This is a genomic window from Flavobacterium seoulense, from assembly GCF_000695795.1.
GTDB classification, from domain to species: Bacteria; Bacteroidota; Bacteroidia; order Flavobacteriales; family Flavobacteriaceae; genus Flavobacterium; species Flavobacterium seoulense.
Map to the genome: position 1 here is coordinate 50,308 of NZ_JNCA01000032.1, position 20,833 is coordinate 71,140.

14 protein-coding genes, 2 tRNA genes and 1 pseudogene are annotated in these 20,833 nt (G+C 34.9%); 12 read left to right on the plus strand and 5 right to left on the minus strand.

The annotated features are described in order from the left end of the window. The first annotated feature begins 14 nt into the window (after positions 1–14). The 7 genes from FEM21_RS14875 (at position 15) to FEM21_RS14905 (ending at position 10,755) form a co-directional block, all read left to right on the plus strand. A complete protein-coding gene (locus FEM21_RS14875; protein ID WP_035662074.1) occupies positions 15–4,250 on the plus strand; it encodes a type I polyketide synthase in 4,236 nt (1,411 codons plus the stop codon). Further along, complete coding sequence (locus FEM21_RS14880) at positions 4,238–4,537, plus strand: acyl carrier protein (protein ID WP_035662076.1); 300 nt, start codon at positions 4,238–4,240, stop codon at positions 4,535–4,537. The genes FEM21_RS14875 and FEM21_RS14880 overlap by 13 nt, the downstream gene beginning before the upstream one ends. Then, positions 4,528–5,319, plus strand: a complete 792-nt coding sequence (locus FEM21_RS14885; RefSeq protein WP_035662078.1) for an alpha/beta fold hydrolase — start codon at positions 4,528–4,530, stop codon at positions 5,317–5,319. Before FEM21_RS14880 ends, FEM21_RS14885 begins: the two co-directional genes overlap by 10 nt. Then, positions 5,312–7,708 carry a glycosyltransferase gene (locus tag FEM21_RS14890; protein WP_035662080.1) on the plus strand — a complete coding sequence of 799 codons (2,397 nt, stop codon included), beginning with the start codon at positions 5,312–5,314 and terminating at the stop codon, positions 7,706–7,708. The genes FEM21_RS14885 and FEM21_RS14890 overlap by 8 nt, the downstream gene beginning before the upstream one ends. Before the next feature lie 4 nt (positions 7,709–7,712). After that, positions 7,713–8,984 (plus strand): condensation domain-containing protein, encoded by a 1,272-nt coding sequence (locus FEM21_RS14895; RefSeq protein ID WP_035662083.1) that lies wholly within the window; start codon positions 7,713–7,715, stop codon positions 8,982–8,984. After that, positions 8,981–10,228: a condensation domain-containing protein gene (locus FEM21_RS14900; RefSeq protein WP_152547423.1), complete on the plus strand. Its 1,248-nt coding sequence runs from the start codon at positions 8,981–8,983 to the stop codon at positions 10,226–10,228. The genes FEM21_RS14895 and FEM21_RS14900 overlap by 4 nt, the downstream gene beginning before the upstream one ends. Before the next feature lie 71 nt (positions 10,229–10,299). Then, positions 10,300–10,755: a TLP20 family protein gene (locus tag FEM21_RS14905; RefSeq protein WP_236353677.1), complete on the plus strand. Its 456-nt coding sequence runs from the start codon at positions 10,300–10,302 to the stop codon at positions 10,753–10,755. Between the two features lie 61 nt (positions 10,756–10,816). Here FEM21_RS14905 and FEM21_RS14910 read toward each other — a convergent pair. From FEM21_RS14910 to FEM21_RS14925, 4 genes and pseudogenes are all read right to left on the minus strand, one after another. Beyond that, a tRNA-Tyr gene (locus tag FEM21_RS14910) sits at positions 10,817–10,900 on the minus strand. A gap of 198 nt (positions 10,901–11,098) precedes the next feature. After that, positions 11,099–11,179: transfer RNA gene (locus FEM21_RS14915), tRNA-Tyr, on the minus strand. Positions 11,180–11,367: 188 nt separating this feature from the next. Then, positions 11,368–11,754: pseudogene (locus FEM21_RS14920) on the minus strand (peroxiredoxin family protein); the annotation flags it as partial. 18 nt (positions 11,755–11,772) lie between these two features. Next, on the minus strand, positions 11,773–12,546 hold the full coding sequence (locus FEM21_RS14925; protein ID WP_035662090.1) for a DUF4369 domain-containing protein: 774 nt from the start codon (positions 12,544–12,546) through the stop codon (positions 11,773–11,775). Between the two features lie 226 nt (positions 12,547–12,772). Between FEM21_RS14925 and FEM21_RS14930 the strand changes: the two genes are divergently transcribed. Continuing rightward, positions 12,773–13,000, plus strand: a complete 228-nt coding sequence (locus FEM21_RS14930; RefSeq protein ID WP_035662093.1) for a hypothetical protein — start codon at positions 12,773–12,775, stop codon at positions 12,998–13,000. 35 nt (positions 13,001–13,035) lie between these two features. Here FEM21_RS14930 and FEM21_RS14935 read toward each other — a convergent pair whose 3' ends face one another. Continuing rightward, positions 13,036–14,580 carry a hypothetical protein gene (locus tag FEM21_RS14935; RefSeq protein WP_035662095.1) on the minus strand — a complete coding sequence of 515 codons (1,545 nt, stop codon included), beginning with the start codon at positions 14,578–14,580 and terminating at the stop codon, positions 13,036–13,038. 154 nt (positions 14,581–14,734) lie between these two features. Between FEM21_RS14935 and FEM21_RS14940 the strand changes: the two genes are divergently transcribed. The 4 genes from FEM21_RS14940 to ilvB all read left to right on the plus strand — a co-directional run bounded on the left by FEM21_RS14940 (position 14,735) and on the right by ilvB (position 20,833). Then, a complete protein-coding gene (locus tag FEM21_RS14940; protein WP_081824717.1) occupies positions 14,735–15,910 on the plus strand; it encodes a 2-isopropylmalate synthase in 1,176 nt (391 codons plus the stop codon). A 63-nt stretch (positions 15,911–15,973) separates the two neighbouring features. Continuing rightward, positions 15,974–17,092, plus strand: a complete 1,119-nt coding sequence (gene leuB / locus FEM21_RS14945; RefSeq protein ID WP_035662097.1) for a 3-isopropylmalate dehydrogenase — start codon at positions 15,974–15,976, stop codon at positions 17,090–17,092. Positions 17,093–17,366: 274 nt separating this feature from the next. Further along, positions 17,367–19,040: a dihydroxy-acid dehydratase gene (gene ilvD, locus FEM21_RS14950; RefSeq protein ID WP_035662100.1), complete on the plus strand. Its 1,674-nt coding sequence runs from the start codon at positions 17,367–17,369 to the stop codon at positions 19,038–19,040. A 104-nt stretch (positions 19,041–19,144) separates the two neighbouring features. Continuing rightward, complete coding sequence (gene ilvB / locus FEM21_RS14955) at positions 19,145–20,833, plus strand: biosynthetic-type acetolactate synthase large subunit (RefSeq protein WP_035662102.1); 1,689 nt, start codon at positions 19,145–19,147, stop codon at positions 20,831–20,833.

The window sequence follows — 20,833 nt, forward strand, 5'->3', positions numbered from 1 at the left end:
TTAAAATTGAATATATGAAAAAAACAGATGTTGCAGTAATTGGTTTGTCTTGTGTCTTTCCGGGAGCGCAGGACGCCGAAACTTTTTGGCAGAATATTGTCAATAAAGTAGATTCTACCCAGCTGGCTCCAGCCGACCGAATCGATCCTGTTCATTTCAGTGATAGCACGAATCCGGTTGACCGTTTTTATTGTCAGCGTGGTGGATTTATCCCTGATTATGAATTCGATCCAACAGCTTTCGGAATTTTACCATTGGCGGTTGAAGGAACTGAACCCGATCATTTATTAACCTTGGATTTGGTTCAAAAAGCCTTAGACGATGCCGGAATTTTCCAGAAAAATATTTCGCTCGAAAAAACAGGAATCATCATTGGGAAAGGAAACTACACAGGACCAGGTGCAACACGTGCCATCGAAATTGTAAGAACTGGCGAACAAATTTCTTCTTTATTAAAAGAATTGTTACCTGAAGCTTCTTCCGCTGATATTGAAAAAGTAAAACACGCTTTTCAGGAAAAGAAAGGCCGTTTTGCAGCTGATACTGCGATGGGATTAATTCCGAATTTAGTGGCTTCATTAGTAGCGAACCGATTCAATTTGGGAGGCGCTGCTTTTACCGTTGATGCTGCTTGTGCAAGTGCTTTGTTAGCCGTTGATCATGCTGTTCAGGAACTACAAAGAGGTCGTTCTGATATTATGATTGCAGGTGGCGTTCACACCGGACAAAACGCTGCGTTCTGGAGTATTTTTGCTCAGTTGGGCGCCATGTCCCGCCAACAGCAAATCAAACCTTTCAGCAGTGATGCTGATGGGTTATTGATTGGTGAAGGTTGCGGTTTTGTAGTCTTAAAAAGATTGGAAGATGCCGTTCGTGATCAGGATAAAATTTATGCCGTTATCAAAGGTGTCGGAATCAGCAGTGACGGAAACGGAACAAGTGTGATGAGCCCTTCTGTAAAAGGACAATTGAAGGCTTTGCAACAAGCTTGGGCAAATGCAGATTTAGATGAAAACCAAATCGGTTATTTGGAAGCTCACGGAACGGGAACGCCACTTGGTGACAAGACAGAATTACAAACCTTAGCACAGTTTTTCGGAAAAGAAGAAGGTGCTAAAATTGCCGGAATTGGTTCTGTAAAATCGAATATCGGTCACGCAATGCCTGCTGCGGGAATTGCCGGTTTAATTAAAACTTGTCTGGCTTTGCATCACGATACATTGCCACCGACCTTATACTGCGAAAATCCGACTTCGGAAATGCAGAAAACAAGATTCGAACCTGTTCAGGAAGCAAAAAACTGGACGAAAACAGGCTTACCAAAACTAGCGGCGGTGAATGCTTTCGGATTTGGAGGAATCAATGCACATGTGGTGTTGGAAGGCTATGATATGCCTAAAAAAGATGAAGTTTTAATCTTGGCAAGACCCACTCTTGAAGAATTATTAACCGCTTTACAAAATAATGAAACATCGGTTGGAGAAGGAAATTTCCGTGTGGCGATTTTCGAACCGACTCCTGCCAGAATTGAAAAGGCGACTAAAATTGTCGCTAAAAATAATCCGTGGAGAAATAAACAGGATATTTGGTACACCAACACTCCCCTTTTACAAAACGGAGAAAAAGTAGCTTTTGTTTTCCCTGGATTAGACGGATTGGCTAAAGGTGAAGTGGAAAGTGTAAGCCGTTATTTCAACATCAATGCACCGATTGAAACGGAAGGCGAAGGTTTGTTAAATGATGCTTTAAATATCTTCAACAATTGCAGCATTCTCGACAATTCACTAAAAAAATTGGGAATTATTCCCGATATGAATGCAGGTCACAGTTTGGGAGAATGGCTTGCAGGCTACTCTTCTGAATTGGCAGAAGGGAATTCTGTAAAGGCTTTAATTGATGTTTTAAATCCCGAAAATTTTGAATTAAAAGATTCAAAATTCATCGCCATCGGAGCCGGAATTGAAACCATTAAACCTATTATTGAAGAAATTCAGAATGTTTATATTTCCAACGACAACTGCCCGAATCAGGTGATTCTTTGCGGAAGTAATTCGGCTTTGGAGGAATTGGTTCCAGTTTTAAAATCAAAACAGATCTTTCATCAGATATTACCGTTCCAGTCAGGGTTTCATTCGCCTTTTATCGCGGATAAATTAGATGTGATTTTGGCAGGAATGGAAAAAGCACAGTTTCAGCAGACGAAAATTCCGTTATGGTCGGCAACGACTTTGGAACCGTATCCGGCTGATCAGGACGCGATTAGAAAACTGAGTGCAGAACATCTTGTAGAACCCGTTCGTTTCCGTGAGCTAACGGACAAATTATACGAAGAAGGCGCAAGGTTTTTCATTCAGGTCGGAACGGGCGGTTTAATTGGATTTATTGATGATACGTTAAAAGGAAAAGCTTTCAGTACCATTGCTTCCAGTATTGCGACGCGTTCTGCATTGGCTCAATTTCAGAGAGTCGTTGCGGCGTTATTCGTGGAAGGAAAAACAGTTGCGCTGGACTTTTTAGATATTCAAAATCAAACCAAAAAATCATCCGGAAAAGGCATTAAACTGGAATTAGGTTCGCCAATCATCCGTGATTTTGCAGCGATTAAAAATTTAGCCAAATCGATCGATACTCCGAAGCAAAAAACTACTGCGACCGTTGCAAAAACAGGACATCCATTGGTTCAGGCATTTCAGGATAATATTTCGGATATGATTAAAATGCAGGAAGAAGTTTTAACCTTATTTCAGGATCGTCCGAAAGTTTCAATTCCGAATGTGGTTTTACAAAAAATTCAGGCTCCGATAAGCAAGAATTTTGAAAAGACATTGTACGTAACGTTGGAAACCCACCCTTACCTCATCGACCACAGCTTATTGAGACAGCCAAAAGGCTGGACAGAAGTTGCCGATATGGAACCTGTAATTCCGATGACGATGATTTTCGAACAATTAGCAGAAATTGCTCAAGCAGAAATTGAAGGAAGTCAGGTTCATAAAATCATAAATGTAAGCGTTTTTCAATGGATGAATGTGGCAAAACCTTTCGAAAAAACCGTAAAAGGAGAATGGAAATCGACAAATCATGCGTATTTGGATATTGAAAATTTTGCAAACGCTGAAGTTTTATTAACCTCAACAGCAAGACCGAATCCTACCTTCAATCTTTCCGTCGGAGAAATATTACCTATCGAACGAACTCCCGAAGAAGTGTATGAAATGCACATGTTTCACGGTGAAAAATATCAGGGAATTACGGAAGTTTCAAAGGTCGGAACGAAAGGAATTATCGGAAAAATAAAAGGAAATGGCGGAAAAGGTTCGTTGTTGGATAATGCAGGTCAATTATTCGGGCTTTGGTTACAATTAACTTTAACAAAAGACAGAATTGCATTCCCTGTAAAAATCAAAGACATTGAATTTTTCGGAGATCTAAACGATCAGGATGGTATTTTCGAATGTACCTGTAGCTTAACCGAAATGAATGATGAATTTGCCATCGGAGATATTCTTTTAACTAGAAACGGAAAAGTCTGGTGTAAAATTTCAGGATGGCAAAACCGCCGTCTGGAAATCGATGCAGCACTTTGGAACGTTTCGATGTCGCCTTTGCACAACCGTCTTTCAGAGGAAATTGCTCCCGAAGTATTTTTCTTCCATCAAGCCTATTCAAGAGTGGCATCTTGGGATTTTATTCTGAAAAGATATTTCAATCAGACTGAAAAACAGCATCATCAAACCTTACTTCCAAACAAGAGAAAAAGCTATATGGTAAGCCGCGTTGCGGTGAAAGATGCTGTGAGAAATCTTCTTAAAAAAGAAAAAAATCACCCTTGCTTCCCAATTACTTTTGAAGTGGGAAAAGATGAGGTTGGAAAACCGTTCTTAATTGGAGATGCTACGAAAGACATTCACATTTCTCTAGCGCATAAAGGAAAAGATGCCGTTGGAATTGCAAAAAGCGGAAAACCCGTCGGAATCGATATGGAAATCATGGAAGAACGAAGCTCAGGATTCTACGATTTGGTCTTTACTGATAACGAATTAGCTTTATTAAAAGGAAAAGATCAGGCAGAATGGACGACTAAATTCTGGGTAGCCAAAGAAGCCTACGGAAAGTTTTTGGGAACCGGATTAAAAGGAAACCCAAAACAGTTCGAAGTAGAGAAGATAACAGAAGATTCTTTATGGATCAATCAAACAGAAATCAAAACCATTAAACATAAAAATTATATCATAGGATGGACACTTTAAATACAACAGAAAAATTAAATCACGAAGAATTATTCACCCTTTTAAAAGGATTTATCACTGAAGTTATCGGTGAAGAATTCGCAGAAGAAATGGATATTACCCCGGAAAGTTCATTCACAAAAGATCTGGAAATGGACAGCATTGAAATCGTGTCTTTTTCAGAGAAAATAAAGGCGCATTTTGGTGACCAGATCGATTTTACAGGATGGTTGTCTTCCATGGATCTTGATGAACTGATCAACCTTGATTTACGTATGATCATCAATTATATCTACGAATGCCAATAATCGAAATCAATCATAAAAAAGTTCATATTCAGGAACTCAATAAAGGGGCTGAACAAACCGTGGTATTGATCCACGGAATGTTTAGTAACCTGTCCATTTATTATTTTAATATCGCTCCGGTTTTAGCAAAAAAATTCCATGTCGTGATGTACGATCTGAAAAGTCACGGCATGAGCGAACGTTTTACAGACGGTTACGATTTGGAAAATATGTCTTCCGATGTCTTGGCGTTGATGGATGTTTTAGAAATTGAAAAAGCACATCTTGTCGGTTACAGCTTTGGAGGATTGATTTCTTTAAAAACTGCTTTAAAAGCACCTCATCGTATCGAGCAACTGGTTGTTATCGAAGCTCCCGATCCTCAGGACGAAAAAGCCAGAAATATTATTGATGAATACAGCAAAGAGTTTCTGGAACATTATGTAGCCAATTTTACCGACACCACTAAAGTACAGATGGGCAAAAGACAGATGGAAAAAAACCATCGTATGTATGAATTTTTGTTTAATCAGACCAGCATCAAAGCGGATATGATTAAGGAAAAGCATTTTCTGAGCGAAGTTGATTTTTCGGAATTTAAACTTTCAACAATGCTGATGTACGGTGAAGATTCCAACTGCAGACCAACGGGAGAATGGCTGAATGATCAAATCGGAAGATCAGAATTAAAATTAATTCAGGGAGATCACAACATCCCGATTCAGGAACCTGTTTTGATTGCGGAAACCATCGCTCATTTTTTATCAAAATCATTAAAAATCGTATCACAAAACCATGGCTAAATTTGTATTTATAGTTCCACCTTTAACTGGTCATGTCAATCCCACATTAAGCATCGGTGCTACTCTTTTGGAAATAGGACATCAGGTTGCATGGATAAGTCTCGACCAACAATTACAACATAAACTTCCGGAAGGCGGAGAATTATTACTGATTCAGTACGACCAAACGGACGAAGAAAAAAGAGAAAGCGAAAACTATCTCGATATTATTTCTAAAAAAGTGGTTTATGGAATTGACAGCATCAAATTTCTTTACGAAGATGTGCTGATTCCTTTAAACAGACATTGCTACAACGGGATTATTCCTTTGTTAAAAGCCTATCAACCCGATTTGGTGATTGGCGATCATCAGTTATTTGCGGCTTCCATTGCTGCGAAAAAATTAGGTTTGCCTTATGCTACGACAGTAACCGCTCCGGCTGCGATTAAAATTATGAGTGAACTTCCAAAAGTTCATGAGTGGGAAGAAAAACAAATCATCGCTTTACAGCAGGAATTAGGGGTTGAAGAAAACCGCGCCTTGGATTGTTCAGATTTATTGACGTTGGTTTTAACCTCACAATATTTCTTTGGCGAAATGGATCTGAATTCCAATTTCCAATTTACAGGTCCCGTTCTTACGGAGCGTCGTGTTTCTTCTGATTTTGATTGGGAAAAATTCAATAGCAATCCAAGAAAGAAGATTTTAGTAAGCATTGGAACGACTTTCGATCACGAACATAAAAAAGCATTTTTCCAAAAGGTTGTTGATGCTTTTAAAGATGAAAACTTAACGGTTGTTATGGTTTCAGATCCTCAGCTTTTTGAGGAATGGCCGGAGAATTTCATGGTATATCAGCAAGTTCCTCAGTTGGATTTGTTACCTCATCTCGACGGCGTTGTTTCTCACGGCGGTCATAATACGGTTTCTGAAACGTTGTCGAATGGTTTGCCTTTGGTAGTGATTCCGATTGCGTACGATCAATCGCATGTTGCTGGTCGTGTTGTACGTACCGGAGCAGGAGAACGTCTGAATTTCAACCGATTTAAAGCACATCATTTAAACGAAGCCGTACAAAATATTTTAACCAATCCTGAATATAAAAAAGCTGCAGAAGTCCTTCGCGAATCTTTTATCGAAGCCGGAGGAAGCGCAACAGCAGCCAATTTACTGGAAAATGCCATTTCAAATTCAACTATGGAAAAAAACAAATCTAAATTTTTATTTGTTGTTCCTCCGTTTTTTGGACATATCAGTCCGACTTTGAGTGTTGGAGCGAGTTTAATTGCCCGTGGTCACGAAGTAAAATGGTTTGGAATTACACCTTTAGACAACAAACATATTCCGGAAGGCGGAAGTTATTTTTATCCTGAACAAGATTTAATTCCGTATCAGGATGAAATTGCTAAAATTTTAAAAAGACAAGATGATGGCCCCGCCTGTTCAGGTCCTGAAGTAATGAAACTGGCTTTGGAAGAAACCTATGTTCCTTTCGCTAAAATCATGATGCCCGGTTTAGAAACATTGACAAAAGAATGGCAACCTGATGTTATTGTGAACGATTGTATTACTTTTGGAGGAGCGCTTTTTGCCCATAAAAATAATATTCCTTGTGTGACGACAACGCCTGTTCCACCCGATGTTATGGGAAATACCGAAAACAGTGCCCCGAAAATTTTTGAATGGCAGCAGAATTTAATCAAACAGCTTCAACAAGAAATAGGAATTGAAGATGAAGGAATTTTTATTCATTCTCATCATTTGAATTTAATTTTCACCTCTCAAAAATTTGCTGATTTTGAAGAAGTTCCTTCTCATATGAAATTTGTTGGTCCTGTAAAAGGTCGACCAAATCCTGCACCGTTTGATTGGGATAAATTAAGTGCTTCAACAACTCCAAAAATATTTGTTTCATTAGGAACTCTTTTAGTAGATATTCGAAAAGCATTTTTCGAAAAAGTAATTGCCGCATTTGCGGATCAACCTGTAACGGTAATTGCCGCTACTCCACCGGAAATTTTTGAGGAATGGCCTTCAAATTTCATTGTAAGCAGTTTTGTGCCTCAATCGGCTTTGATGCCTCATATGGATGCTGTGATTTGTCATGGAGGTTTCAATACCGTGAATGATACTTTCACCAACGGATTACCGATGTTGATTACACCAATTGCTTACGACCATTTTCATATTGCAAAACTGATTGAAAAAGCAGGTTGCGGAATCAGTATCCGATATAAAAGATTACGTGTAGATGCGCTTCGTCAGACCGTTTTCGAACTCTTGGAAAATCCGACGTACAGAAATGCAGCGACAGAAGTTCAATCGAGCTTAATTAATGCCGGAGGAAATGATCGCGCGGTAGAATTACTGGAAAACTTTGTTGAACAATCCACTTTAGCTCTTGTATAAGTCGATGAAAAGAAAATTGTTATTTGGCGAACGAATGTTACTTGGAGACGAAACAGAACCTTTTAATACAGTAATTCCATTTAGATTGAGAGGTTCTTTTCAGGAAGAGAATATTCTGAAAGTTTTGTATGAGCTTCAGGAAAAGCATCCGTGGTTAAAGGCTGTGATTAAGTATGATGAAAATAAGGCACCCTGGTTTGAAGTTTCGAAAGAAAAACTGATAATCCCAATACGAATTGTTTCCAGAGAAGGAGAGGAGGATTGGCAAGAGGAATCTAAAAAAGAGTGGCATACCTTGTTTAATCCTCAAAAACAGCCATTAATGCGATTAGTTTGGATTAAAGGAGAACTTGTTTCAGATATTCTTTTTGTTTTTCATCATTGCTTGTGTGACGGAGGTTCTGCGATGACTTTGTTACATGAATTTTTACAATTATTAGATAATTTATCAGCTAAAATTAGTTTAGAGAATCCTATTTTAGGAATTCAGGATGTTATTCCGAATGAAATTTTAACTAGCAGAAAACAACAATTTAAAGCAAAAGTTATTGGACAATTCGCAAAAACTGTTGTTCAATGTATTCCAATTAAAACAAAAACAATAAATCGTCAAAAAGATTACCTGATTCATTGGAAATTAGATAAAGAAACGACTAGCGAACTTATTTTTTATTGTAAAGAGCATAAAATTACGGTAAATACTTTTTTGTGCGCGACGCTTTTAAAAGCATTTGAGAAAGTCAGAAAAGAAAAAGCATTCAATAAAGTTTCCTGTCCTGTTGATATCAGGCGTTTTGCTCCGCAAATAAAAGACAATCATATTTTTGCTTTCGGGTTGATGATTGTGGTTTCTTTAAACAAAAAAATAGGTTTTGAAGAAAATCTAAAACTAATGCAAAAAGCTGTAGAGAAGAAAACCTCAAAGCTGAACCCATACATTACAATGATGGTTATGGAATCAGCTCACGGTGTGATAACCAAATTTACAAATCTTTTAAAATATGGTAAATCTTCTAATGATTGTATGTTTTCTAATTTGGGACGCATTCAAATTCCTTATCAGTACCAAAATTTTTCATTAGAAAATATATTCAGTCCGTCTGTGATAGGTCCTTTGGGAAATACGACGACGATGGTTACCTCCACTTTCAGAGGTGAAATGGACTTTTCTTTCATGGGAAGTGAAGGGTATTTGGCACATTCAGATGCTTTGGCAATTCGTGAGGAACTAATAAAAATGGTAAAACAACAAATAGAATCTTTGGCAGTATTATGATGAAGCGAAATTTAACGATTGTGGAAAGAATCATGTATGTTGATGTTAAGACACCATTGAATTTAGTATTTACAGCTAGAATTAATGGAGAAATTTTTGAAGATGATTTCAAAATTGCCTTAGATAAAATTCAACAAAAACATCCTTTGTTAAGGGTTTCCATTGATGATACAACTAAAAAATATCCTTTTTTTGTTGAAGAAAAAGAGATGGCATCAATTCCGATTCGAATTGTCGAAAGAACATCAGATGAAGATTGGTTATTGGAATCGGAAAAAGAATGGTACAGGATTTTTGAAGATAATAAAAAACCAATGGCTCAAATTGTTTGGGTAAAAGGTGCAACTATTTCAGAGATTCTATGGGTATTGCCTCATTGTATTTGTGATGGTACAACAGGAGTTACTTTGATGCGTGAACTATTAGCCTTATTAGATGATGTTTCTTTAGAATTAAATCCTTATAAAGATTTCGATTCGGTTAATGATTTTTTACCTACCGATTTTAATTTTAAGAAAAAGAAACGAAAAGCCAGATTCTATTTATTGATAGCCAAATTATTCTTTTTAATGCAATCAAAAAACAGCAATACAAATCAAGGTAAAAATTACGCACTTCATAGAAAACTAGATGTTACTGTTTCCAAGAAAATAGTTGAAAAATGTAAAGCTAACGGAATTTCAGTTCATGCTTTATTGTGTTCGGCTTTTATGCAGGCTTTTAAAGAAATTCAAGGTAAAAAGGCCAAAGGAAAAGTGATTAGTCCGGTTGATGTTCGTCATTTTATTCCGGAAATTAAACAAGATTATATTTTTGCTTTTGCACCTACGGTTGAACTTCTACTTGACAAAGACAATAATGATTTATTGAGTAATGCTAAGCATATTAAAAAAGATCTTATCCAAAAAATAAAAAAAATGCAAGTTAGAGAACTTTTATGGATGGGTGAAAATATGCATTCTGTAGTAAATTCGATGGTTTCAGTATTAAAATCGAGTAGGGGTAGTCATGATGTTACGCTTTCGAATATGGGAAAAATCAATATTCGGGGAGGATACAAAAACTTTACATTAGAAACCATTTTTAGTCCTACTGTTGCTTTTCCCTGGTTGAATTCAAATACTTTGGTAACCACGACTTATAATGAGCAAATGGATTTTACTTTTATGTCTAATGAAAATTTTCTTTCGAAAGAAGAGGCTATTAAAATTAAAAATAAGGCTATTGAGCTGTTTATTTCATGAAATTTAGAGAAAAGAAGATACAGGCAAAAACTATCAAAAAAACTACTTTAAATCGCTTTCTAAGGAAGCGAATGATTATTTATATCCTTCCGAATGTATTTTTTAATTTCATTATTGCTTATGCAAGTTTTAACGAATTGGGATACACACATTTTTTTGCCGGAACACAATGTCTGGCTCGATTAACGTTGCCGATGGCGATTTTCTTGCCAGTTGTTCTCACGATTGATATTATTAAAAGAGTAAATAAGGCTGCTAATCAGGAAGCTATTGAGTTTATTGTCGATAATCAACTTAATTTAAAAAAACTCATGACAAAACTGAGTATTTTGTATGGTTTGCTTACTGGGTTGTTAGTATTATCATGTTTGTTATTTGCGGAGTCTGTTTGGTCAAAATATTATAAACTGGATGCCAATGCTATGGCAATCCTTGTTGGGCTTCTGGCGGGCTTATTATCAGTTTTGTTTACTTACTTACCAATTAAGAAAATGAAAGGCTACAGTATCTTAAAACAAAGATATTAAGCTAGAATAGTTAGAAAAAATAGACATAAAAAAAAACGCTTCAATTTCTTGAAGCGTTTTTTGGTGGGGAGAGCAGGATTCGAACCTGCGAAGTTTTCACAGCAGATTTACAGTCTGCCCTCGTTGGCCGCTTGAGTATCTCCCCGAAGCCTTTTGAGTACAACAATTAATTTGTTGTTAGCGGTTGCAAATATAGGAACAGTTTTTGTTTTTGCAAACTAATTTTGGACTATTTTTTCTACTATTTTTTAAGCTGTTGAAATAGAATTAAATAAATATTTTTAACTATCTAAATAATAAATTTAAGCATAAAAAACGCCTCAATTACTTGAGGCGTTTTTTGTGGGGAGAGCAGGATTCGAACCTGCGAAGTTTTCACAGCAGATTTACAGTCTGCCCTCGTTGGCCGCTTGAGTATCTCCCCGAAGCCTTTGAGTACAACAATTCAGTTGTTGTTAGCGGTTGCAAATATAGGAACACTTTTTGTTTTAGTAAACTAAATTCCGAACTAATTTTGCACTATTTTACATGTTATTTCTTAATCTGTTGGTCTTGAATAAAATAAAAAATCTCCACTAGGGAGATTTTTTATTTTTATGCTATGAATTAGCTTTATTTAGCTAAAAGTTCAATGATTTTTGCTCTAAGTTCAGCACCTTTTAAGTCTTTTGCAACTACTTTTCCAGAAGCATCAAGTATAAAAGTAGCAGGAATAGCTTCTACTTTGTATTGGGAAGCAATTGGTTCTTGCCATCCTTTTAAATTAGAAACCTGAGTCCAGGTTAATTTATCTTTTGCAATGGCTTCTTTCCATTTATTTGCATCCTGATCTAAAGATACTCCTATAATGTTAAGTCCTTTTGAATGAAATTCATTGTAAATTTTTACAACATTAGGATTTTCAATTCTACAAGGTCCACACCAGGAAGCCCAAAAATCAACTATAGTCACTTTTCCTAAACTTTCCTTCAGCGAAATTACTTTCCCTTCAGGATTAGGAGCTGAAAAATCGGCTCTTCAGTTTGCTGCTCCAGGAGCTGGTGCTGCACCTGCAGCCGCACCTGGTACTGAAGAATTAACAGCAGCAAGTCTTTCTTTAATTTCTTTACCTGGCTTAGTGTTTTTCAATTGATCTTCAAAGCTGTTGTAGATTTTCTCTGCTTGTTTGATATCTGCAGATGGATCTTGTAACATACTTTGGATAATTAAAACACTAATGAAAGATTTTGGGTGAGTTTCTGCATAAGACAAATATTTTGCTTTAGATTTAGCACCTACTTCTTCTTGAATTGTTTGGTATTGTTGCATTAAACTATTGATTGTAGCAGTATCTTTAGTTTGTTGCGCCTGATTCATTTTTAGCATATTAGCTGATTGGAAATCAATTAATTTCTTTTGAACCACTTTCATTTCATCATTAAATTTCACATACTCATCATTGTTGTAAGTACCTGAAATTTTAGATTTTTGAATACTATCTTTGTTAACTTCGATATTGATTTCTCCTTCTTCTAAGATAAAAGGAATTTTATCATTAGCAGAGTCTATTTGAAGAACGTGGAAAGAAGGTTCAGTAACTTTACCTTTAATTTCAAATTTTCCATTCTCAACTTTTACAGTATCAATATTGATTAATCCTCCCATTCCGCTTGGATCCTGTGTTTGAAGGATGATAGTTTTTCCGTTTTCGATTCCTTTTGCGATACCAGTGATAATGTACTCGTCTTTACCAACTTTACTGCAAGAAAATAATACAGCAGAAGCAGAAAGTAATAAAAATAATTTTTTCATTATTAATTAGTTAAATTAGTTAAGTGTGCAAAAGTATTTAAATTTATAAGATAGCAATAATTTTATTCGCTAAATTTTTGTTATAATTACTAATATTAATCGTTAAGTGCGAATGATTTTAAGTTGTAGTTAAAACAATAACAAAATAATAATTTACAGAGCCGGTTTCTTTGTTTGTTTTTATGTTTTTACTGATTTATTTTTGACAAAAAAAGAGTTTTGATTTATGAAGCGATTGAAAGAAATATTATTAATAAAAGACGCTACTATTAATAAGGTACAATTTGATAAAGAATGGTTTTTTAAATTGGACGATATGGCTTATTTTCTCAAAGAAGATTTATCAGAGGTTGAGTTTGTGTATTTGCCAATGCTAATTGATGGAGAAGAGAAAATAGTAAAATGCAGCAGTTTTGAAGATATTATTAGAGGTAGAAAAGAATTTGACCAATAAAAAAAGAGAGAAGTTAATCTTCTCTCTTTTTGTTTTTATCTGTTGCTCAATTTTGCTTTTTCTTTAATAATATCACTTATTTTTCGATTTTCAATTTTACTTTCCAGCCATGAAATAATATCAAGATACAGGAAAGCTCTTTTTTCGTATGTGTTTTGATCTAATTCAATAAATCGTTCTTTCATTTTAATGAACTCTTTTTTAATATCACTTGGATAAATAGAATTCAGATTTTTTAGGAATCGAATGATTTCTTTTTGTACTTCATGCAAATCATTCATTTTAATTAAAAATTTATACGTGTTTTTAAGTTGGGTTTCCAGATAAAAATCTTTTCCTAATTCATAATGTGCAATCAGACATAGAATTCGGGCAAAACACATTAAATCTTCCCGCATACTCAAATTCTTATTGTTGATTATTTTTTCCAGATAGAAGATAGACTCGTTGTATTTTCCAACTCCGAAATAAATACTCGCAATTTTATAGAAAAACAACATTTCGTGATGTTCATCTAAATGTTCGTTGTGTGTTTTTAATTTGCTTAAAATTTCAGGGATTAAATATTCACTTTCCGCGAAAGTTCCTTCCATAATGTGAAGGTTCAATTTGTTGTTGTAAACATATAAAAACGACAATGATGCTATATTGTCGTTACTTGGAAAACGAGGATCTTTGATTGTTTCTTCTAATAATGTCAGGTACTTTTTAAATTTTGTCTGGTACTTTAACATATATAAGGACTCTAATAAATAGTTGTTTCCTTTTAAGAAAAACACCGGATTCAGAAAAATCATGTTTTCATTGTCATAAAAAAGCGTAACCCATTTGGAAGCAAATTTATAACTGCCTAAAAAATCCTGAACCAGAAAACTACGCCAAAGACTGGCATTGTAAAACCAGTATTTTTCACGAAATCCAAATTTATTTTCGTCTAATTTGGAGATATGTTTGTTGAAATAATCATCGATATAGGTATATTCCTCATCACTTTTTACATAACCAGTTTTAAGCATAATGCCATATAACTGCAAGGATAAGTTAGAAAGTTTGCTCGAAATCGTATTTTGATAATTCAATTCTTTTGCCTGAATAACTAATTCGTCAGCTCTTCCCTGAATACTTCGGGTAATGTATTGTGATTCTATTAATTTTTCAAATTCTACAATTTCATAAGCCATTAGTTTTTCGTCATTTTCTATGGCCTGAGTTTTAGTTTTATCGAGAATTTTTAAACTTTGTTTGTATAAACCTTTGTTGTACAGTATGGTAGCAAAATCAATTTGTTCTCTTAATTGATAACGAATGTTTTGACTCGGAATGTTTAATCGGATACTAACTAATATTTGTTTGTACAGATACGATTTTAAATTCGATAATTGTACTTTTTTGATGATACCGCTTTTTAAAATAAGTTTCTCATCATAACTCTCAGATTTGTCTAAAATATTAAAAAGTTCAATGAATTTTGTATTCGAACTGGTCTCTAATCGGCTTGCAAAAATCTTAAACTGACGTTTTTCTGATTTAGATAAGGACTTTATTAGAACGAATAAAAAATCTTTTTGATGGTTAGCCATTGTAAAATAAATAGGTTTAACTAATTGATTTTGAATTATTTATATTGTCTTTGATAGGCTTATAAACAGTATATTCAGATAAAATGAATTTTCTATTCAAAGTAAAGAATATATTTTTGTTACCAAGATGTGAAATTACATTAAATAAATGAAAATGAATAGAGAGAAAGTCCAAATTTTTGATACCACTTTGCGAGACGGAGAGCAAGTTCCAGGATGTAAATTAGATACCAATCAAAAACTTGTTATTGCAGAACGCTTAGACAAGATGGGAGTTGATATCATTGAAGCTGGTTTTCCTGTTTCTAGTCCTGGCGATTTTTTATCTGTCACTGAAATTAGTAAAATAGTTCAAAATGCAACAGTATGTGGCCTTACCAGAGCTGTGAAAAACGACATTGACGTAGCAGCAGCAGCTTTAAAGCATGCAAAAAAACCACGTATTCATACTGGTATTGGAACTTCTGATTCTCATATATTACACAAGTTAAATACTACCAGAGAAGATATTATAGCAAGAGCAAAAGCTGCTGTAGCACATGCAAAATCGTATGTAGAAGACGTAGAGTTTTATGCAGAAGATGCAGGAAGAACTGACAATGCTTTCTTGGCACAAGTTTGTGAGGAAGTTATCAAATCAGGAGCTACAGTGCTTAATATTCCTGATACTACAGGTTATTGTTTGCCTTCTGAATATGGTGAAAAAATTAAATACCTTAAAGAAAATGTAAAAGGTATTGAAAATGTTACTATTTCTTGTCACTGTCATAACGATTTAGGTATGGCAACTGCTAATTCAATTTCGGGAGCTATTAATGGTGCGAGACAAATCGAATGTACTATTAATGGTATTGGTGAAAGAGCAGGAAATACTGCATTAGAAGAAGTGGTGATGATTTTTAAACAACACCCTGATTTGAATTTATATACTGATATTAATACAAAAGAATTAAACGAAATGAGTCGTTTAGTTTCAGATAGTATGGGTATGATGGTTCAGCCAAATAAAGCTATTGTGGGAGCAAATGCTTTTGCACACAGTTCAGGAATTCACCAGGATGGAGTGATTAAAAACAGAGCTACTTATGAAATTATTGATCCTTTAGATGTAGGCGTCAATGAATCTTCAATTGTTCTTACTGCCAGAAGCGGTAGAGCAGCTTTAGCTTACCGAGCTAAAAAAGTGGGTTATGAATTGACAAAAACTCAGTTAGATGTTGTTTATATTGAGTTTTTAAAATTTGCCGATCTTAAAAAAGAAGTTTTAGATGACGATATTCATTTAATTATTGCAGCTTCAAAAATAGAAGGTGATTTAATTAGACGATAGTTTAGGATTAAGCGTTTTTAAATGATTAAATTTGCAGCATTTTAATTAAAAAAATAATCCGCGATGAACTTAAAAATAGCTGTACTGCCTGGAGACGGAATAGGTCCTGAGGTGATTTTACAAGCCAAAAAAGCTTTGTATGCTGTAGGAGTGGTTTATGAACATGATTTTCTTTTTGAAGAAGCGCTTATAGGAGCTATTGCAATAGATAAAACAGGTTCAGCACTTCCAGAGCAAACATTGAATTTGTGTCTGAATACAGACGCTGTTTTGTTAGGAGCTATTGGTGATCCAAAATATGGTACTGATGCTGCTGCAAATGTTCGTCCGGAAGATGGATTATTGAAATTAAGAAAAGAGTTAGGTCTTTTTATAAATATTCGACCTCTAAAGCCTTTTAAAGGCTTGCTAAATGTTTCTCCTTTAAAAAGAGAAATTGTAGAGGGAGTAGATTTTGTGATTTACAGAGAGCTAACAGCTGGGATTTATTTTGGAGAAAAAAAGCTAAACGAAGCTGAAACGGTTGCTTCTGATTTATGTGAATATACAGAAGAAGAAATTTCGAGAATAACTCATTTAGCTTTTCAGTCAGCTCAAAGAAGACGAAAAAAAGTAACATTAGTTGATATGGCTAATGTTCTTGAATCTTCCAGATTATGGCGAAAAGTGGTAAAAAAAATAAGTCTTGAGTACTCTGATGTTGAATTGGATTTTTTGTTTGCTAATAATGCAGCAAAACAGATTGTAAGGAATCCAAAACAATTTGATGTAGTGTTAACAGGGAATTTATTTGGAGATATTTTGTCTGATGAAGCAAGTGTGATTACAGGATCGATAGGCGTTTTACCTTCGGTTTCATTAGGTGAAAATAAAGTATTGTTTGAGCCGGTTCACGGTTCTTATCCTCATGCAAAAGGAAGAAATATTGCTAATCCATTTGCTTCAATACTTTCGGTAGCGATGTTGTTAGATCATTTTGGTTTAAAAAAAGAAGCTCGAAAAGTATTAGCAGGAGTAGAAAAAGCAATCGAATATAATGTGGTTACAATAGATTTAAATCCAGATTCTAAATTTGGAACCAATGAAGTAGGGGAATTTGTCTCCAACTTTATTTTAAACAAAGATGACTTAATGTATTTTAATAATGATAATGTGCATTTAGGTCAATCAACAATAGTATAATATAATGTTTTGATAGATAATTAAGTTTAATGATAAGAAATTCATAAAATTTTATTTTTTATTTTTTTAAATATAAAGGTTTTTATACTTTTGTTGCATCAAAAAAAGAAAATGAAAAATTCAATTGTAATAGTTTCTGTCATTAATGTCATTGTTGTATCAACAAGTGCATAACGGAAGCTATTAATATAATTGAAAAATAATATTATAAACTCCCGTAAATTGGGAGTTTTTTTTTGGAATTATATCAGGCAAAAAAATATAAAAAAAACAGATGGAATTAAATAAGTATAGCAAAACAATTACTCAGGATGAAACACAACCTGCTTCTCAGGCAATGCTGTATGCACTTGGATTAACTGAAGAAGATCTTAAAAAAGCACAGGTAGGAATTGTGAGTATGGGTTACGACGGAAATCCGTGTAATATGCACTTAAATGATCTTGCTAAAGATATTAAGACCGGAGTATGGAAAGAAGATTTAGTAGGATTGATTTTCAATACTATTGGTGTTAGTGATGGTATGTCAAATGGAAATGACGGAATGCGTTTTTCATTAGTTTCCCGTGATGTAATTGCTGATTCTATCGAAACAGTTATGGGGGCACAATGGTACGATGGTATGATTGCTGTTCCGGGTTGTGATAAAAATATGCCGGGAGCTTTAATGGCTATGGGTAGAGTAAACCGTCCGTCTATTATGGTTTATGGAGGATCTATTCACCCAGGGAAATGGAAAGGTCAGGATTTGAATATTGTTTCTGCTTTTGAAGCTTTAGGGAAAAAAATCAGTAATACTATTACTCCTGAAGATTTTAAAGGTGTAATTCAAAATGCTTGTCCAGGTGCAGGTGCTTGTGGCGGAATGTACACAGCTAATACTATGTCATCAGCAATTGAAGCATTAGGAATGAGTTTGCCATACAGTTCTTCTAATCCTGCTTTGAGTCCGGAAAAAAAACAAGAATGTGTTGATGCCGGAAAAGCAATCAAAATATTATTAGAAAAAGATATTAAACCTAGAGACATCATGACCCGTAAAGCATTCGAAAATGCTATTACAATGGTGGCTGTTTTAGGTGGTTCTACAAATGCAGTAATGCACTTAATTGCAATGGCGCATTCTGTAGGTATCGAATTAACATTAAAAGATTTTCAGGATATCAGTGATAAAACTCCATTGTTAGCCGACTTGAAACCAAGTGGAAAATACTTAATGGAAGATTTACACAATGTAGGTGGTGTTCCGGCAGTAATGAAATATTTACTAAAAGAAGGTTTCTTACACGGAGATTGTTTAACAGTTACAGGTAAAACAATCGCTGAAAATTTAACTTCAATTCCGGATTTACATGATGGACAGGAAGTAATTTTCGAAATCCATAAAGCATTAAAACCAACAGGAAATATCCAAATTTTATACGGAAATATTGCTTCAGAAGGTTGTGTAGCAAAAATTAGTGGAAAAGAAGGTGAATTTTTTGAAGGTACAGCTGTAGTTTTTGAAGGAGAAAAACAAGTAATCAAAGGAATTCAGGCTGGTGAAGTAAAACCAGGAAATGTCGTCATTATCCGCTATTGCGGCCCAAAAGGTGGTCCTGGAATGTCTGAAATGCTAAAACCAACTTCTGCAATTATGGGAGCTGGTTTAGGAAGCAGTGTAGCTTTAATCACTGACGGACGTTTCTCTGGAGGTTCTCACGGTTTTGTTGTAGGACACGTTACTCCGGAAGCTTACGAAGGTGGAGGAATTGCTTTAATCGAAAACGGAGATGTTATTACAATTGATGCAGTAAAAAATACCATCAATATGAAAATCTCTGATGAAGAATTTGCAAAACGTAAAGCTAATTGGAAACAACCAGAATCATCAATCAAACAAGGAGTTTTACTTAAGTATATGCGTTCAGTATCCAGTGCATCAGAAGGATGTGTTACTGACAAATAATAAATAACAATATCAATTGCAATACCAATTAAAATATAAATAATCAGTTTAATATTGAAATTGATTTTTGAAATTGCCATTGATTTTTTGAAAAAAAATAAAGTATGAAAATATCAGGAGCAGAAGCAGTTATCAGATGCTTATTAGCCGAAGGAGTAGATTTGGTTTATGGTTACCCAGGTGGAGCCATCATGCCGGTTTATGACGAATTATATAAATTTCAGGATCAATTACACCACGTTTTGGTGCGTCACGAGCAAGGTGCTGCACACGCTGCACAGGGGTTTGCAAGAGCTACAGGAAAAGTAGGGGTTGCTATTGCAACTTCAGGACCAGGAGCAACAAATTTAGTTACAGGTATTGCTGATGCTCAAATTGATTCTACACCAATGGTTTGTATTACTGGACAAGTAGGGAAACATTTATTAGGATCAGATGCTTTTCAGGAAACAGATATTATCGGAATTTCTACTCCGGTAACTAAATGGAATTACCAAATTACTGAAGCTGATGAGATTCCGGAAATTATGGCAAAAGCATTTTATATTGCCCGTTCAGGACGTCCAGGACCAGTATTAGTAGATATTACTAAAAATGCTCAGTTTGATACTTTGGATTTTAGTTATAAAAAATGTAATGATATCAGAAGTTATCACCCAAAACCAGTTCTAAAAATAGAAAAGGTTCAGGAAGCTGCTGAGATAATTAATAATGCCAAAAAACCAATGATTGTTTTTGGTCAGGGAATTATATTAAGCCAGGCTGAAGAACAATTAAAAAAATTCATTGATAAATCAGGAATTCCTGCAGCATGGACTATTTTAGGACTTTCGGCTTTACCTACAGATCATAAATTAAATGTAGGAATGGTAGGGATGCACGGTAATTACGGACCAAATCTTTTAACTAACGAATGTGATGTTTTAATCGCACTTGGAATGCGTTTTGATGACCGTGTTACAGGAAATTTAGCAACTTATGCTAAGCAGGCTAAGGTTATTCATTTCGAAATTGATTCAGCAGAGATTGATAAAAACGTAAAAACAGATGTAGCTGTTTTAGCTGATGTGAAAGAAGCATTAACGGCTTTGATTCCATTAATTGATAAAAAATCACATGATGACTGGCATAATGAATTCAAGAAAAAATATGAAATTGAATTAGATGCGGTTATCAACGAAGAGTTAGCTCCAACAAACGGAAAAGGAATTTCTATGGGAGAAACTATCGAAATGATTAACAAACACTCAAAAGGTGATGCGATAATGGTTTCAGATGTAGGACAACACCAAATGTTTACCTGCCGTTATTCTAAATTCAACCAAACTAAAAGTAATGTAACTTCCGGAGGTTTAGGAACAATGGGATTTGCTTTACCGGCAGCTATTGGAGCTAAAATGGGAAGACCGGATCGCGAAGTAGTGGCTATCATTGGTGACGGAGGTTTCCAGATGAATATTCAGGAATTAGGAACTATTCATCAAACTAAAGTTCCGGTAAAAATTGTGGTATTAAACAATGAGTTCTTAGGAATGGTACGTCAATGGCAGGAATTGTTTTTCGACTATAGATATGCTTCTACAGTAATGACAAATCCTAATTTTTGTGCTATTGCCGAAGGATATTATATCAAATCCCGCAAAGTAACTAAGAGAGAAGAATTAGATGAAGCAATTGCTGAAATGCTGGCTTCTAAAGATTCTTATTTCCTTGAAGTTATGGTTGAAAAAGAAAATAATGTATTCCCAATGATTCCTACAGGAGCTTCGGTTTCTGACATCCGATTAAGTTAA